At 72.3% G+C, this 16,504-nt stretch carries 16 protein-coding genes; 14 read left to right on the top strand and 2 right to left on the bottom strand.

Going from position 1 to position 16,504, the window contains the following annotated elements; all coding sequences use genetic code 11:
- Positions 1-20: 20 nt before the first annotated feature.
- The 5 genes from B0I32_RS42685 (at position 21) to B0I32_RS42665 (ending at position 3,597) form a co-directional block, all read left to right on the top strand.
- Positions 21-743, top strand: coding sequence for a GntR family transcriptional regulator (locus tag B0I32_RS42685; protein WP_106249426.1), 723 nt, complete (start codon positions 21-23; stop codon positions 741-743).
- On the top strand, positions 740-1,549 hold the full coding sequence (locus tag B0I32_RS42680; protein WP_106249424.1) for a hydroxypyruvate isomerase family protein: 810 nt from the start codon (positions 740-742) through the stop codon (positions 1,547-1,549). Before B0I32_RS42685 ends, B0I32_RS42680 begins: the two co-directional genes overlap by 4 nt.
- A gap of 70 nt (positions 1,550-1,619) precedes the next feature.
- Positions 1,620-2,507: a 2-hydroxy-3-oxopropionate reductase gene (locus B0I32_RS42675; protein WP_425438141.1), complete on the top strand. Its 888-nt coding sequence runs from the start codon at positions 1,620-1,622 to the stop codon at positions 2,505-2,507.
- Between the two features lie 100 nt (positions 2,508-2,607).
- Positions 2,608-3,312 (top strand): HNH endonuclease family protein, encoded by a 705-nt coding sequence (locus tag B0I32_RS42670; protein WP_106249421.1) that lies wholly within the window; start codon positions 2,608-2,610, stop codon positions 3,310-3,312.
- Positions 3,313-3,597, top strand: a complete 285-nt coding sequence (locus tag B0I32_RS42665) for a hypothetical protein (RefSeq protein WP_106249419.1) — start codon at positions 3,313-3,315, stop codon at positions 3,595-3,597.
- 209 nt (positions 3,598-3,806) lie between these two features.
- Here B0I32_RS42665 and B0I32_RS42660 read toward each other — a convergent pair whose 3' ends face one another.
- A complete protein-coding gene (locus B0I32_RS42660; RefSeq protein ID WP_106249418.1) occupies positions 3,807-4,448 on the bottom strand; it encodes a hypothetical protein in 642 nt (213 codons plus the stop codon).
- A 182-nt stretch (positions 4,449-4,630) separates the two neighbouring features.
- Complete coding sequence (locus B0I32_RS42655) at positions 4,631-4,957, bottom strand: HesB/IscA family protein (RefSeq protein ID WP_219912296.1); 327 nt, start codon at positions 4,955-4,957, stop codon at positions 4,631-4,633.
- A gap of 211 nt (positions 4,958-5,168) precedes the next feature.
- Here B0I32_RS42655 and B0I32_RS42650 point away from each other — a divergent pair, with 211 nt between their 5' ends.
- The 9 genes from B0I32_RS42650 to B0I32_RS42610 all read left to right on the top strand — a co-directional run bounded on the left by B0I32_RS42650 (position 5,169) and on the right by B0I32_RS42610 (position 16,300).
- Entirely contained in the window at positions 5,169-5,942 is a 774-nt protein-coding gene (locus B0I32_RS42650; RefSeq protein ID WP_106249416.1) for an enoyl-CoA hydratase/isomerase family protein, read from the top strand.
- Positions 5,943-6,100: 158 nt separating this feature from the next.
- Positions 6,101-6,655, top strand: coding sequence for a hypothetical protein (locus tag B0I32_RS58245; protein WP_181308393.1), 555 nt, complete (start codon positions 6,101-6,103; stop codon positions 6,653-6,655).
- Positions 6,646-7,854, top strand: a complete 1,209-nt coding sequence (locus tag B0I32_RS42640; RefSeq protein WP_106249415.1) for a DUF6395 domain-containing protein — start codon at positions 6,646-6,648, stop codon at positions 7,852-7,854. The genes B0I32_RS58245 and B0I32_RS42640 overlap by 10 nt, the downstream gene beginning before the upstream one ends.
- Before the next feature lie 31 nt (positions 7,855-7,885).
- Positions 7,886-8,728, top strand: a complete 843-nt coding sequence (locus tag B0I32_RS42635) for a M55 family metallopeptidase (protein ID WP_106249413.1) — start codon at positions 7,886-7,888, stop codon at positions 8,726-8,728.
- Positions 8,721-10,283 (top strand): flavin monoamine oxidase family protein, encoded by a 1,563-nt coding sequence (locus B0I32_RS42630; RefSeq protein ID WP_106249412.1) that lies wholly within the window; start codon positions 8,721-8,723, stop codon positions 10,281-10,283. The genes B0I32_RS42635 and B0I32_RS42630 overlap by 8 nt, the downstream gene beginning before the upstream one ends.
- 61 nt (positions 10,284-10,344) lie before the next feature.
- Complete coding sequence (locus tag B0I32_RS42625; RefSeq protein WP_106249410.1) at positions 10,345-10,869, top strand: YbaK/EbsC family protein; 525 nt, start codon at positions 10,345-10,347, stop codon at positions 10,867-10,869.
- Positions 10,870-11,001: 132 nt separating this feature from the next.
- Positions 11,002-13,224 carry a serine/threonine-protein kinase gene (locus tag B0I32_RS59205; protein ID WP_245956378.1) on the top strand — a complete coding sequence of 741 codons (2,223 nt, stop codon included), beginning with the start codon at positions 11,002-11,004 and terminating at the stop codon, positions 13,222-13,224.
- Between the two features lie 16 nt (positions 13,225-13,240).
- A complete protein-coding gene (locus tag B0I32_RS42615; RefSeq protein ID WP_106249408.1) occupies positions 13,241-15,040 on the top strand; it encodes a serine/threonine-protein kinase in 1,800 nt (599 codons plus the stop codon).
- 36 nt (positions 15,041-15,076) lie between these two features.
- Positions 15,077-16,300 carry a serine/threonine-protein kinase gene (locus B0I32_RS42610; protein WP_106249407.1) on the top strand — a complete coding sequence of 408 codons (1,224 nt, stop codon included), beginning with the start codon at positions 15,077-15,079 and terminating at the stop codon, positions 16,298-16,300.
- Positions 16,301-16,504 lie beyond the last annotated feature (204 nt).

Here is a 16,504-nt window from a genome sequence, read left to right as displayed (position 1 = left end):
CCTTATCTGGGAGGAGTTCCATGGACGGTAAGCCCAGCTTTCCTCTCGGACCATCATCACTGACGGAAGCGCTCTACGAGTCGGTACGCAAGCGCATCGTCAACGGCGACATCGCCCCGGGGGAGAAGCTCACCGAGATCCGGATCGCCAACGAGTACAGCGTCGCACGCCCCACCGCCAAGGCCTGCCTCGAACGGCTGACCGCGCTCGGGCTGCTGCGCCGTACCACGCACAAGACCGCCGTCGTCCCCAAGCTGGACGAGGCGGAGATCCGCGACCTCTACTTCAGCCGCGAGACCGTCGAACGGGCGGCGGTCGTGGCGCTGGCCCGCGCCGGCACGGTGCCGCCCGAGGCGGTGCGTGCCCAGGCGGCGATGAGGGCGGCGGCCGGCGACGCGGCCCAGCACGGCTCCGACCAGGGATCCCATGCCGGGGCGTTCGCCACTCAGGTCGAGGCCGACATCGCCTTCCACTCCGCGTTGGTGGCCGCCGTCGGCAGCCGCCGCCTGGCGCGGATGCACGAGGTCATCCTCGGCGAGGTGCACCTGACCATGGGCCAGTTCCAGGCCCACCGCACCACGGACCCGATGAACGTGGCGCACGAGCACGACGACATCCTCAAGGCCATCGGCGACGGCGACCCCGAGCGGGCGCAGCAGTGCCTGGCCCACCATCTCGACCAGGCCCAGGGGCGGCTGCTCGGCCAGCTGCGCCGTGAACGATCGGAAGAGGCCCACGCGTGACCAGGTGGAGCGTCAACTGTTCTCTCCTCTACACCGACCTGCCGTTGCTGGAGCGGCCCGCCGCGGCGGCGGCCGACGGGTTCACCGCCGTCGAGTTCTGGTGGCCGTGGCCGGTGGCGGTGCCGGACGACCGTGAGGTGGACGCGTTCATCGCCGCGGTCGAGAACGCGGGCGTGCGGCTCACCGGGCTCAACTTCTTCGCCGGCGACATGCCGGGCGGTGACCGCGGCGTCGTGTCGTGGCCGGGCCGCTCACGCGAACTGCTCGACAACATCCCCGTGGTGGCCGCGATCGGCGAGCGGCTCGGCTGCCGCGCGTTCAACGCCCTCTACGGCAACCGGATCGACGGCGCCGACGCCGCCGAGCAGGACGAGCTGGCCGCCGAGCTGCTGACCGCCTGCGCCAAGGGCGTCTCGGGCACGGTGCTGCTTGAGCCGGTCAGCGGCGCGCCGCGCTATCCGCTGCTGACGGCCGCCGACGCCGTGGCCGTGCTCGACCGGCTGGGCGACGTGCCCAACCTCGGGCTGCTCGCCGACTTCTACCACCTGGCCGTCAACGGCGACGACGTGGCCGCCGTCATCGACCGGCACGCGGCGCGCATCGCCCACGTACAGATCGCCGACGCCCCTGGCCGGGGCGCGCCCGGTTCGGGTGAGCTGCCGCTGCGGCAGTGGATCGACGACGTATACGCCGCCGGATATGACGGCTATATAGGTCTGGAATACCGCGCGGAGAGGCCCGGCGCCTTCACCTGGCTGCCCCGCGAACAACGCGCCGCCGACCCGGCCCCCGGCACCCGGCCATGAGCGCGACCCCGCACACGGCCCGCGACGCCGCCCTGAACGCGACCCGCGACGCCGTACCCGACACGGAAGGATCTCTCACGTGAGCGCCATCGCCTTCATCGGTCTCGGCATCATGGGCTCGCCCATGGCCGTCCACCTGGTCAAGGCCGGGCATGCCGTGGCCGGGTACAACCGGTCGCCGGACAAGGCGAAGCCGCTGGCCGCGGCCGGCGGGCGGGTGGCCGGATCGGTCGCCGACGCCGTGACGGGCGCCGAGGTCGTCGCGCTCATGGTGCCCGACTCGCCCGACGTCCAGGACGTGCTGACCGGCGACGACGGCGTGTTCGCGCACGCCGCCCCCGGCACGCTGATCATCGACTTCTCCTCCATCCGCCCCGACGTCACCCGCGAGCTGGCCGAGGAGGCGGGCCGCAGGGGCCTGCGCTACCTCGACGCCCCCGTCTCCGGCGGAGAGGCCGGGGCCAGGAACGCCGCCCTGTCGATCATGGTCGGCGGCGCGGCCGGCGACTTCGAGGCCGCGCGGCCGATCTTCGAGGCGGTCGGCAAGACCGTCGTCCACGTCGGGCCGAGCGGCTCGGGCCAGACGGTCAAGGCCGCCAACCAGCTCATCGTGGCGGCCAACATCGAGGCGCTGGCCGAGGCGGTGGTGTTCCTGCGGGCGTACGGGGTGGACCTGGAGGCGGCGATGGACGTGCTCGGCGGCGGCCTGGCCGGCTCCGCCGTCCTGACGCAGAAGCGGGCCAACATGGCCGGGCACTCCTTCGAGCCCGGCTTCCGCATCGCGCTGCACCACAAGGACATGGGCATCGTCACCTCGGCGGCCCGCGAGGCCGGCGTGGTGCTGCCGCTCGGGGCGCTCGTGGCCCAGCTCGTGGCCTCCGCGAACGCGAGCGGCGACGGCGGGCTCGACCACTCGGCGCTGCTGCGCGGCGTGGAGCGCCTCTCCGGCACCGCCTAGCTGGAGCTCCCGGTATGGGGAGCTCCATGGACGTCACCGTAAGTGACAAGGAGGCGCGCCTTCTGACCACTTAGGGGGATTGTGCCCGTAGTCGTGGGCCATGTTCTCTTTGCGATCATGGCCCACGTACGCGGCAGCCGTCACCTTCCTGACCCTGGTTCCGGCGGCCGGCGCGACCGTCGCCGCCTCGCCGCCGGCGCTCTCGTCCGCGGCGGCCGGGTACGCCGCCCGTCCGGCCGAACTGCCGCCGCCTCTGTCCGCCGCTGCCGCGTACGCGCAGCTCGCCCGGCTCGACGTCGCGGAACCCGGCTCGATGTCCGGCTACAGCCGCGCCCGCTTCCCGCACTGGGCTCAGCACGGGAAATCCTGCGACACCCGCGAGGTCGTGCTCGCCCGCGACGGCGCCGACGTCAAGCAGGACGAGAGCTGCCGCGTCGTCTCGGGCTCCTGGCACAGCGAGTACGACGGCAAGGACCTCACCGACGCCTCCGACCTCGACATCGACCACATGGTGCCGCTCGCCCAGGCCTGGCGCTCCGGCGCGAAGAGCTGGACCGACGCCCGGCGCAAGCAGTTCGCCAACGACCTCGAAGGGCCGCAGCTCATCGCGGTCTCGGCGGCCTCGAATCGGTCGAAAGGCGACCAGTCACCCGACCAGTGGCGGCCGCCGCAGCGGTCGTACTGGTGCGTCTACAGCCGGGCCTGGATCGACGTGAAGTCCCGCTACGACCTCACGATCACCGACGCCGAACGGGACGCGCTGACCGAGATGGTGGGCACCTGCCGCTCGGGCGGTGAGGCCTGAATGGAGGCCGCGCGAAGCTTCGAGAGCAGCGTCGTCGCCGGTCCCGGCGGGGTGATGACGGAGGAGGCCGGCGTCATCACCGGCGAGGTGACCGTGCGCACGGAGGTGTCCGGCGATCGGGTGACGGTACGCGTCCAGTACCTGGACGCCGACGAGTGGTACCAGATCGACGGCAGCCCCCTGCGCCCGGCCTCAGGTCCCGGCCAGGACCTGCATGACCAGATCGTCCAGGCGGTACGCCACGGCCTCCCCGACGGTCTCGCGGCCCTCCGCCCCACCACCTGAGACCGACTCAGGGGACGGCCCGCCACCGGTCCGCCCGAGGACAGACCGTCACCGGGGCCCCGGCCGCGCGGCGACCCCGTGCGACAACGGCCGAGTCGTGCGATGGTCCAGGGATCGGGCGGCGGGCTGTGCGGCCGGGCTGTGCGGGGTCGTGTGGCCGGGTTGTGCGGTGGCCCGGTGGTTGTGCGGCCGGGTCGTGCGGCTGGGCTTCAGGGGAGGTGCTGGAACAGTTCGTCGCCGCTCAGTGGCCGGCCGGGTGGGGCGGGGGCGGGGTGGACGCGCATGCCGGCCAGGACGAGCCGGACCGCGCGGCCCCGGAGCTCTTCGTCCAGCTCGGCCGGCAGGGTCGGCAGTCCTCTGATGAGCAGACCCACCACCCCCAGCACGTCTCCGGCGCCCACGTCGAGCCGCAGGGCGCCCTCGGCGTGAGCGGCGCCGACGATCCGGCCGAGCGCCTCCAGCAGCCGGGCTCGGCCCGCGGCGAGCTCGGGCGTCACACCTGTCTCGGGCGTCACACCCGCCTCGCGAGTCACACCTGCCTCGGGCCTCAGGTCCACCTCGGGCGTCGCGCTCCCCTTGGGCGTGGTGCTCTCCTTGGGCGGCGCGCTTCCCTCGGGCCGTACGCTCTCCTGGCGTCGCCCGCCCATCTCCTGGGCCGGCGTGTCCGCGACCGTGAGCAGCGGGTCGAGCCGCAGGTCGGCGCAGCCGTCGACGAAGCGGCTGAGCGCGTCCCACGCCCACGTCTCCTCTTCGCCCGCCTGCTCGGCCAGCGCGATCATACGGTCGAGGCCGTCGGCGACGAGGTCCCGGTTCTGCTCGGCGTCCGCTCTCAGTCGACCCGGCGCGCCCATGCGGTCAGCCGCCTTTCGTTCGGTGTCGCTTCCTCAGCAGCCTAACCGCAGCGAACCGGAGGATTCTCCTCCGCTACGCGCCCGCCCCGCCCCCGTACCGCATGCCTGAGCATGATCTTCCGGGCCGGCGGAACCCCGGCCCGGAAGACACGCACGGCCGGCGGCCGTCAACGCTCCGGCCGTTAAACGCTCTGGCCGTTCTGGGCGCTGCGGCCGTTCTGGCCGCCGGCTTGCCGGTCGAGACGGAACATCGGCTGACCCGGCGTGCCCGGATCCGCGTCCAGCGACTTGTCGTCGAGGATGGGCGCCGCGTCCTGTGCGACGAACACCCGCACGTCCTCCTTCTCCACCACCTGGTCCCCGGCCTGCGGTGTGGTCGCCAGGGACACCTCCAGCGTCCCGGCCTCGTCGGCCTTGGCGGAGATGCGCAGCCCGGCGTCGGCGGGCACGTCCTCGCCGTCCATGAGATCCCGGATGGCGACGACCGCGTTGTCAGTCAATACCAGCACGACCTGCTCCTTTGTCCTCGTGAACCCTCCGCCTAACCCATGGGCCCCACCCCAAACTCCGGGGCCGACATGCCCGGACGGGTCCCGGGTGGCGGACGGGCATGGGGAAGAGCGAGGAAGCCGTACGGGACGCCCTGCTCGCGCGCGGACGAGGTCAAGTCGGCCGCGGCGCACTGACCCGGGCGGGACGGCGGCTGTTAGGTTCTGGCTCATGGGTGAGTTTGTGAGCGTCGAGGTGGCCGACCAGATCGCCACGATCCGTCTTGACCGTCCGAAGATGAACGCCCTCAGCGGCCAGGCCCAGAGGGAGATCGAGGAGGCGGCCGGCATCGTCGACGCCGACCCGCTGGTGCAGGCGGTGATCCTGTACGGCGGGGAGCGGGTGTTCGCCGCCGGCGTGGACATCAAGGAGATGGCCGACATGTCCTACGCCGACATGTCCGCCCACTCCGCCACCCTCCAGGGCTGCTTCACCGCGGTCGCCCGCATCGGCAAGCCGGTCATCGCCGCCGTCACCGGCTACGCCCTGGGCGGCGGCTGCGAGCTGGCCCTGTGCGCCGACTTCCGGGTCGCGGGGGAGTCGGCCAAGCTGGGGCAGCCGGAGATCCTGCTCGGCCTCATCCCCGGCGCGGGCGGCTCGCAGCGCCTGCCGCGCCTGATCGGCCCGGCCAGGGCGAAGGACCTGATCTTCACCGGCCGGCACGTCCCCGCCGCCGAGGCGCTGGCGATGGGCCTGGTCGACCGGGTGGTGCCGGACGAGCAGGTCTACACCGCGGCCCTGGAGTGGGCCGCGACCTTCGTGGGCGGCCCCTCGGTCGCCCTGCGCGCCGCCAAGCAGGCCGTGGACCAGGGGCTGGAGACCGACCTCGACACCGGCCTGGAGATCGAGCGGCTGCAGTTCTCGGGGCTGTTCGCCACCGAGGACGCCAAGCTCGGCATGAGGGCGTTCATGGACAAGTCCAAGGCCAAGTTCACCGGTCGCTAGAGGCCGGGTTCACCGGTCCGCGGAAATCAGGCGCAGGGCCGGGTTCACCGGTCTGCTGAGGTCACGGAGCCGAGCGCGGCAGGTCGGCGCGACGCGAAGTCAACACATTCGGTAAGGGTCGTCTTTCCGATGTTGGTTTGCCACTATGGTGGCGTTTCATGATGCGCGTCCTCGTCCCTGCCCGGCTCAGAAAGGCCGTGCGCACGTGGTTCGATTCCCGCTACATCTCGATCTCTGATCACCGCCAGGACATCAGGGACGCGCTCTGGGAGGTTCAGACCCTGCGGCGGGAGATGGTCACCCTGCAGAGCGAGGTGGAACGGCTGCGCCAGGCCCGCCCGGCGGCGCCACCACCCCCGCCGCAGCAGTCGGCCGCCGACAAGGCGAAGATCGACGACGCCCGCCGGCTCGCCCAGGAGACGGCGAAGGCCCTGGACGGGGTGCTGCAGAACGAGATCCTGGTCTGGCAGGCCATCGACGAGCTGCGCGCCGCCCAGGCCGAGGCCCAGGAGAAGCAGACGGCGGCGGTCCAGGCGGCCGTGGACCAGAGCGCCGTGGTTCAGGCCCCCATGGATCAGAGCACCGTGGATCCGAGCACTGTGGGTCAGAGCATCGTGGATGACAGCGCCGTGGACGTGAGCGTCGTGGCGAAGGTCGCCGCGGAGCGGAGTCGTGGAGAGCAGGGTCGCGCGGAGGAGCAGCCGTGCGCGTGACGTGGAGCGGCGGCGGCTCGCTGAGCTTCCGCCTCGACCCTGACGACGAGATCACCGGCACCGCCTCCGACGACTACCCGATCAAGCTGGCCATCAACTCGTGCACCGTCGGCGGGGTCCCGGACGACGCCCATCCGGACCTGTTCGCCGTGGCTGCCTGGACGATCGTGGCCCCGTGGACGCGCAGGCGCATCACGTTCGACCGCGCCGTCTCGGCGGAGCTGGCCCAGGTCCTGTACGAGGGCTGGGGCGTCGAGGCGGGCCCGGTGGGGGCGGAGCCGCGTCGCCCGGGGAGCCGGCTGGCGATCTCGTACAGCGGCGGCGCCGACTCCGTGGCGGCGGCCACGATGTACCCGGACGCCCCGTTCATCCACTTCCGCCGGGTCACCCACCCCCGCGTGCCGAACCGCTGGCCCCACTACCGCTCCGACGTGCTGGCCAAGCTGGCCGAACAGACCGGCAGGGAGCTGAGCACGGTCACCTCCGACCTGGAGTACACGCTGGCCGAGCCCCGCCCCGGCTACCCCGAGCACCACGCCGTGGCCGCCGGCGCGCTGCTGCTGGCCGACCGGCTCGACCTCGGCGGCCTGGGCTTCGGCTACGAGATGGGCTCGCGCTGGCTGGGCGGTGGACGCTACCTGTGGCGCTACACCCCCGACAACCCCATGTGGTCGCCCCACGGCAGGTGGGGCCGCCTGTTCGCGGCCGCGGGCGTGCACATCGTGCTGCCCGTCGGCGGCGTGAGCGAGGCGGTCACCATGCGCCTCGCGCTCGGCTCCGGCCTGCGGCCCCAGGTCCGCTGGTGCCTGCGCGGCACCGACGGCCCGTGCCGCGTCTGCGGCAAGTGCCTGTACAAGGAGCTCATCCAGGCCGCCGTCGAGCGCCGCCCGCTGGACACGCCGATCAAGCCCGATCACCCCGCCGCCCGGAAATATCTCAAGAAGCCGCCCTACGGCGGCCAGGAGATGATCCAGTACGGGCTCTCCCGCGTCCCCGGCATCGAGAACACCCTGTTCGGCCCGGCCCTCGACTACTTCGACGTCTCGGAGGAGGCGACGAGCTGGCTGGAGCACTGCTACCCGCCCGCGCTCGCCGAGATCCCCGAGCCGTGGCGGGCCACGGCGGCGGCGTTCGTCGAGGCGAACGTCGGGCTGATGAGCGGGCCCGAGGTGCGCAGGGTGGAGACGTGGGGCGCGTGATCAGCGGCTGGACGAGGAGTGGAACGGCGTCGTGAAGGTTTATCTGTCGGTCGACATGGAGGGCGTGACGGGTCTGACCGACCCCGAGGAGATGCACGCGGGCAAGCGCGGGTACGAGCGCGGCTGCGAGCTGATGACCGCCGACGCCAACGCGGCGATCGAGGGCGCGTTCGCGGCGGGCGCGGACGAGGTGCTGGTCAACGACGCCCACGGCTCCACCAAGAACCTCAGGATCGACCTGCTCGACCCCCGGTCGAGCCTCATCAGGGGGCCGGGCAAGGCGCAGCGGATGGCCCAGGGCCTGGACGGGACGTTCGGCGCGGCCTGCTTCGTGGGCTACCACGCCCGCGCGGGCGTGCCCGACGGCGTGCTCAACCACACCTGGATGGGCAAGGAGATCCAGAACGTCTACCTCAACGGCGAGCTGTGCGGCGAGACCCGGCTCGTCGCGGCCTGCGCCGGCTTCCACGGGGTGCCCGTGGTGCTGGTGACCGGCGACGAGGCGGTGGGGGAAGAGGCCCGCGAGCTGCTCGGCGACGTCGAGACGGTGGCGGTCAAGAGGGGCATCGACAAGTTCTCGGCCGAGCTGCTGCCGCCGGTCGTGGCCCAGGCGCGCATTCGTGAGGCGGCCTCGCGTGCGCTCGGCCGGTTGAGCGACTTCACGCCGTACCAGCCGGCGGCGCCGTACACGCTGGGGGTGGAGTGGAACTCCACCGCGATCGCCGCCGCGGTGGCGCTGGTCCCCGGCGTTAAGACGGTGGGCTCGCGGCACACGGAGTTCACCACCGACGACTTCACCCAGATCATGGCCCTGTTCGGGATCTTCGCCACGATCGGTGGTCAGATCGCCTGCGGCAGCGGCCCCTATGGCTGAGAGCGGCGGCGGCGGGGCGCTGACCCGGCGCGGGCTGCTGATCGGCATCGGGGCGGCGGGCGGCGCGGGCGCCATGTACGCGGCCATGGGCGCGCTCGGTCTGGCCCCCTCCGAGCAGGACAAGGACTTCACCGCCCCGAGGACGGGCGACTTCACCCTGCGCGGCAAGGGCTCGGCCAAGGTGGTGATCATCGGCGCGGGGGTGGCGGGGCTGACGGCCGCGTACGAGCTGGGCAAGGCCGGCTACGACTGCACGCTGCTGGAGGCCAGGCAGAAGGCGGGCGGCAGGAACCTGACGCTGCGCGGCGGCGACCGCCTGACCGAGCTGAACGGTCCCGCCCAGGACGTGAAGTTCGGCGAGGGCGTCTACTTCAACGCGGGGCCCGGCCGCATCGCCCCCTGGATGGTCACCCTCGACTACTGCCGCGAGCTCGGCGTCCCCATCGAGACCTTCGTCAACAACAACGCCGCCGCGTACGTGCACACCAACGGCAGCACCGTGCGGGCCCGCACGGCCCGCGCCGACATGTACGGATACGTCGCCGAACTCCTCGCCAAGGCCACCGACCTCGGCGCCCTCGACCGGGTCGTCAGCAAGAACGACCAGGAGACCCTGCTGGACTTCCTGCGGCGCTTCGGCGACCTCGGCCCGAAACTGGAGTACGAGGGCTCCGACCGCCGCGGCTTCGCGAAGTTCCCCGCGCTCGACGCCGGCACGCCCGTCGCCGCCCCCGGCAGCCTGCACCAGATCCTCGCCGCCGGCACCGGCCGCGCCATCACCAGCGACTTCGGCTACGAGCAGGCCACCCCCATGTTCCAGCCGGTCGGCGGCATGGACGCCATCGTGACCAAACTCGTCGAGGCCGTCGGTCAGGACCGGATCACGACCGGCGCCAAGGTCACCAAGATCACCAGCCTGGCGGACGGCGTGGAGGTCGTGCACAGCGGCGGCGCGGTCAAGGCCGACTACTGCGTCGCCACCCTCCCGCCCCACCTCCTCGCCAAGATCCCGCACAACCTGGGCGCCAGGGTCACCGCCGCGCTGAGCAAGCCGGTCCCGGCGGCGGCGGGCAAGATCGGCCTGGAGTACGGCCGGCGCTGGTGGGAGCAGGAGGACCGCATCTACGGCGGCGTCACCGAGACGGACCTGGACATCACCCACATCTGGTACCCGTCGCACGGCTACCACTCCGAGCGCGGCCTGCTCGTCGGCTACTACAACACCGACGCCGACGCCGAGCTGTACGCGGCGCTCACCCCCGAGGACCGCAGGCGCAGGGCGCTCACCCAGGGCAAGAAGATCCACGGCGAGAAGTACCGCCAGGACGTCCTGGCCAGCGCCTCCATCGCCTGGGAACGGCAGGAGCACATCCAGGGAGGCTGGGTGCGCTGGCCGGCCTTTGATTCGTCCTTCACTCTTCTGCAACGCCCAGCCGGAAGGGTCTACTTCGCGGGCGACTGGCTCACCCATCTGATCGCCTGGCAGGCGGGGGCCATGGAGTCCGCCCGTGGCGCCGTCACGCAGTTGCACCAGCGAGTGCTGCAGTCTCCGTGACGTCGCCCGCTGATCCCCAGGGCCACAATAGGCTCGGGGGAGAAGCGATCGAGGAGCTGGGATGACGTTGCACTGGGTGCCCGCGACCGAACGGATCGACCTGCTGGCCGATCCGGTGGCCACGGCCCTGTCCGAAATCGAGCCGGAGATCGGGCAGGTCGAGGTCGCCGAGATCGATCCCGGCCTGGCCGACACGGCCGCGTTCTGCGAGCGCTACGGCGTGACTCTCGACGAGTCGGCCAACTGCGTCGTGGTGGCGGCCAAGCGCGGCGGCGAGACGCGTTACGCCGCCTGCATGGTGCTGGCCACCATGCGGGTGGACGTGAACGGCGTCGTGCGCAGACACCTCGACGCCCGCAAGGCGAGCTTCGCGCCGATGGACGACGCCGTCCGGCTCACCGGCATGGAATACGGCGGCATCACGCCCCTCGGCCTGCCCGAGGAGTGGCCGATCCTGGTGGACGCGCACGTAGCGCGGCACGCCAGGGTGGTCATCGGCAGCGGCGTGCGCAGATCGAAACTCGCGGTATCAGGCGCCGCGCTGGCCGGTCTCAAGAGAGCAGAGGTGCTCTCCTTGGCCGGCTGAGGGAAAACTGAAGCCGATTCGAGACCGTTGGATGGGAAACCGATGGGCCCGCTCTGGACGTTGTACGAGTGGGAATGTGGCCTCATGGTTCATCTCGTGGGCGGGGATTAAGCCGGTATGGTGCTTCATGCCATGAACGATGACCGACTAGGCCCTTACCGGCTGCTCAGGCGGCTCGGTGAAGGCGGAATGGGTGTTGTCCACCTCGCTGTCGACCCCCAGGGGCGGCAGGTGGCGGTCAAGGTCCTGCGCGGAGAGGTCGCGGGCGACGAGGTCGCCAGGCGGCGGCTTTCGCGTGAGGTCGAGACCATGCGCAGGGTGCGCAGCAAGTTCATCGCCGAGGTGCTCGACGCCGATGTGACCGGTCATCGTCCTTACATCGTCACGCGTTACGTTCCGGGCCGTCCGCTCGACGAGATCGTCAAGGACGACGGCCCGCTCGACCTGCCCGCGCTGGTCAGGGTCGCGCACGGGGTGGCCGCCGCGCTGTCCGCCGTGCACTCGGTGGGCGTGATCCACCGCGATCTCAAGCCGGGCAACGTGCTCATCCTCGACGGCGAGCCCGTCCTGATCGACTTCGGCATCGCGCAGGCCGTCGACGCGACCCGGCTGACGCAGACCGGCATGTTCATCGGCACGCCCGGCTACCTCGCGCCCGAGATCATCGAGGGCCAGGAGGCGGGGCCCGAGGTCGACGTGCACGCCTGGGCGGGCACCCTGCTGTACGCCGGCACCGGGCAACCGCCGTTCGGCAAGGGCACGCTGGAGATGATCTTCTACAACATCACCGCGGGCAAGGCCGACATCAGCGGCGCCCCGGCGGAGCTGCGGCCGCTGCTGAAGGCGGCCTTCCAGCGCAACCCGAACAAGCGGCCCAAGGCGGCCGAGCTGGCCGAGCAGACCGCCCGGATGTTGCCGAAGTCGCCGCCGGCCTCCTCGCCCGACGAGATCTCGACCACGCCGCACCCCGACGCCGCGCCGTCGCTCCCCTTCACGCCGCCCCCTTCGCTGGCGGACAAGCCCTCCTACGACATCTCCACGCCGCCGGTGACGCCCAGGCGGCTGATCGAGAGCCAGGAGCAGCCGGCCCTGCCGCCGCAGGAGCAGCAGTACGTCTCGCTGCTGCCCGACCAGCCCGACCCCTACCCGACGCGGCGGGTGTCGCCGGAGGAGCTGCGGCAGATCCAGCGCGAGGCCGGCCTGCACACGCCCCAGTCGCTGTCGGGCGGCAACGGGCCGGCGGCCCCGCAGCAGGGCGAGGCCGACGTGCCCACCAGGCGGGTGCGCCCCGACTCGGCCGACTACCGCAGGCTCACCCAGCCTCCGCAGCAGAACCAGCAGAACCAGCAGAACCAGCAGGCCCAGCACCAGGCTCCAGCCGGTCGTCCCGAGGCGCCGGACTACGGCCCGCCGCACGGCCCCGGCTCCGGCCCCCAGCACGGCCCGCAGCCGGGCTCGCCCTCCGGATACCGGCACGGCCCCGGCTCGGGCCCGCAGCACGGCCCCGGCTCGGGCCCGCAGCACGGACCTGGGTCCGGGCCGCAGCACGGTCCGAGTTCCGGCCCGCAGCAGCACGGCCAGGGTTCCGGGCCGCAGCGCGGCGCCGGCGCCGGCCGGGGCGACCACCACGACTACGGCCGGCCCAACCCGATCCCGGTGCAGCCGCCGCCCTACATCCCGGCCCAGCCGCAATATCCGCACCTCGACCCGACCAAGCGGGAGCCCTATCTCCCGAGCGCCGCGCCGGGCAAGGTGCTGCAGCGTTCCAGGGCCTACGGCGTGGCCGGTTCGATGCTGCTGATCCTGATGATCGTGGCGGCGGTGCGGGCGCCCGTGCTCGTGTCCGTCGTGGCGATCCCGATCGCGGTCCTGCTGCGCGCGGCCGACCTGGCCCAGCCCCAGCTCACGGCGCGCAGGGCGGCGGGCGCGGCGGCGCTCGACGTGATCAGGGTGTTCGCCTATCCGGCCGCGCTGGCCAAGTCGGCCGGCATCACGGCGGCCCTGGTCCTCTACGCGCTCATACTCGGGCTGCCGGTCACGCTGCTACTCACGGTCGTGGCGGGTATGAATCCCGACAACGCCCTCGCCTGGGGCGCCGCGGTCGCGCTGTGGACGGTCTGCGCGGGTCCCGGAGTCGAGGGACCGGGCAAACAGATGCGCAGAACGCTCTCGTCGCTCGTACCCTCGAGAACAGCGGCGATGGTGATGGCGGGAGCGCTGGCCGCGGTGGCCGCGCTCTCGCTGATCCTCGCCATCGGAACGTTCGGGGACAAGAGGGAGGCCGTATGGACTCCGCTGAACGTCGATCCAGTGACCAGACAGCTGGATCAGCTAGGGGGGGAATCCGGAGGATGACGGGGGGAAGGTGGCGATGAGCACCCAAGCACCAGAACGCCTCGGACCGTACCGACTGGTCAGGAAGATCGGCGAAGGTGGCATGGGGGTCGTCCACCTGGGTCTCGACGGTGAGGGCCGCGAGGTCGCCATCAAGGTCCTGCATCCCCACGTGGCCGCCGACCTCAAGGCGCGCGACCGGCTCACCCGCGAGGTCGAGACCATGCGCCGGGTGCGCAGCCCGTACGTCGCCGAGGTGATCGACGCCGAGCTCGTCGGCGGCCAGCCGTACGTGGTGACCCGGTTCGCGCCCGGCCGCACGCTGGAGGACACCGTCCTGAGCGAGGGCGCCCTGGAGGCGGGCCAGATCATCAGGCTCGCCCAGGGGCTCTGCCAGGCGCTGGTGGCCATCCACGCGGCCGACGTGATCCACCGCGACTTCAAGCCGTCCAACGTCATGCTGGTCGACGGCGAGCCGCTGGTCATCGACTTCGGCATCGCCCACCTGGTCAACGCGACCCGGCTGACGCAGACCGGCATGTTCGTCGGCACGCCGGGCTATCTCGCGCCCGAGATCATCCGCGACTCCGACATCACCCAGGCCGCCGACGTGCACGCGCTGGCCTCGACGGTGTTCTTCGCCGCGACCGGGGCGCCGCCGTTCGGCACGGGGACGTTCGAGGCGGTCTGCTTCAACATCATGGAAGGCCGGGCGCAGATCGACAAGGCGCCCGTGTGGCTGCGCGGCTGGCTCAGCCGGGCCCTCCAGGTCGATCCGTCGGCCCGGCCGGGCGCCCAGGAGCTGCTGCGGATGGCCAGGGCGCTCGACCCGTCGGTGACCACCTTCAACGAGGCGTCCTTCGAGGGGCCGACGGGGACCAAGCGGCTCGGCGACCGCACCCGGACCATGGACAACTTCTCCGACCTGCTGCCGCCGGTCGAGTACACCAAGCCGGCCCCGCCGCCGACGCCCACGCGCCAGGAGGTGCGGCCCGCGCGCCGCGAGCAGCCGCGCCGCGACGAGCGGCCGCCGCCCTACGTGCCCGCGCCGATGCCGGCCAGGCCGTCCGGCCAGTACGGCGACCAGCGGGTGGCCGGCTACCCGGGCGCGCCGCCGCCCGCGCAGGTGCGGCCCTACACCCCGCCGCCCCAGTACACCCCGCCGTCCGAGCGTAGGAGATATCTGTTCGGCAGCCAGGTCGTCGGGCTGCTGCTGCTGGTCACGCTCGTGGCGCTGACCGTGCTGATGCCGGTCATGGTGGGCGCGGTGGCCCTCGCGCTCGCGCTCGTGCTGCGCATCGGCGAATACCTGTTCGGCGACATGGTCAAGCGGCGGCAGGTGCGCGGCAGCAGCGCCGCCGATCCGCTGCTCGTGCTGGTCGGCACCCCGTGGGCGCTGATCAAGTCCGCGCTCGTGACGCTGGTGCACGCGCCGCTGGCGCTGCTGTTCGGCGTGTGCGTGTGGGGGGTGCTCCGCTGGGGCGGCCAGCTCGACATCAACGAGGCCGCCGCGTACGCCGCGGGCGCCTTCGCCGCCGGGCTGTTCGTGCTGCCGGGCGGCGGCGCGCCGCGCAAGGCGGTCACCCGCACGCTCACCGGCGTGCTGCGCAGCCCGGGCGCGGCGCTGGTCGCGGTCGTGCTGGTGGGCACCGCGGCGCTGTTCGCGGTCATGTTCGCGCTGGGCCAGCCCACGGACTGGTATCCGTGGCAGGAGCCCGAGAAGGTGATCGACCAACTGGCAGGTGAGGCCAGGCAGAGCACGATCGGGCTGATCACCGGGCTGATCGGCAGCCTGCTCGACGGCCTCGGGCTGGGGTTCCTGAATCCCTGGTCCTGAGTGTCCGCGCCGTCTCCCTGGGGGAGAGATGAAGGTATGAGCGAGCGCCTGGGGCCGTACGAGCTTGCCTCCCGTCTCGGGGCCGGCGGGTTCGGCGCGGTGCACCTGGCGCTCGACCCCGAGGGACGCACGGTCGCGGTCAAGGTGCTGCATCCCCACGTGGCGGCCGACGGCGGGGCGCTGGCCCGGCTGGCGCGCGAGGTGGAGACCATGCGCATGGTCGGCGGGCCGCACGTCGCGGAGGTGCTCGACGCCTCGCTGACCGGCGAGCGGCCCTACCTGGTGACCCGCTACGTGCAGGGCCGGCCGCTCAGCGCCGTGCCCGTCCCGGTGCCCGATCTCCGGCGCCTGGCCGCCGGGCTGGCCGACGCGCTGCTCGCCATGCACGCGGCCGGCGTGGTGCACCGCGACCTCAAGCCGGCCAACGTGATGATGACCGAGGGCGAGCCGGTCGTGATCGACTTCGGCATCGCCAGCGCGCTCGACTCGCTGTCCGTCACGGCCTCGGGCGCCGTGGTGGGCACGCCGGGCTACCTCGCCCCCGAGGTGCTGGAGGGGCGGGCGGCCGGCATGGAGGCCGACGTGTTCTCGTTCGGGGCGACGCTGGCGTACGCCTCCACCGGGCGGCAGCCGTACGGGCAGGGGCCCGCCTCCGCGGTGGCCTACCGGGTGGTGCACCACCCGCCAGACCTGGACGGCGCGCCGGCGTGGCTGGAGCCGCTGTTACGCGAGTGCCTGTCCACCGATCCGGCCGCGCGGCCGACGGCCGCGCAGATCTGCGCCAGGCTCGGCGTCGAGCCGGTCGCCCACGTTCCGCTCGTCTCCCATCAGGCCGCTCCCGCCGTACGTGCCCGCTCCGTGAGCGACGACCTGAGCACCAGGGAGTGGCGGCCGGGCCAGGAGCGGCACCGCCGTTCGGTGGAGGAGTCCAGGGCCAGGCACCGGGAGAAGGTGCGCAGGCGCTGGCTGATCGGGTCGGGGCTGTTCGTGGCGCTGCTGGCGGCGGCCGCTCGTGAGCCGTTGCCGGAGGTGTCGCTGTTCCTGCTGGCGGCGTACGCGCTGGGTGTGGTGGCCGACGCCGGGGTGGCGCTGTTCTCCCGCGGCCTCTACCGGCGCAGCAGGCTGGTGGCCGACGCGCTCAGCGTGGCGGGGGCGACCGGGATCTGCTTCGGGCTGGCGGCGATGTTCAGCCCGGTCACGCTGGCGCTGTTCGCGGGCACGGCCCTGGTGGTGGGGATCGTGTTCCTGGTGTCCGCCTGAGCGGCTACCGAATAAAGTTCGGTATGGTGGGGGAGGGCTTTCGCGCTCAGCGCACGTACCACTGGTTTGCGCGTAAGCTACCCATGGGTAACATAACCCGAAACACGGCAGACCCTCTGTCGGGAGCCCGCCGGGCACCTGGCAGTCTGGACAGATGCATTCGGCGCCACCGCAGCGAGGCGGCGGCGCACGCGAACTACGGGA

The organism is Nonomuraea fuscirosea, assembly GCF_003001935.1.
Lineage (GTDB): Bacteria > Actinomycetota > Actinomycetes > Streptosporangiales > Streptosporangiaceae > Nonomuraea > Nonomuraea fuscirosea.
Note: the sequence above shows the minus strand (reverse complement) of the source record. Positions and strands in the feature narration are given on the sequence as shown.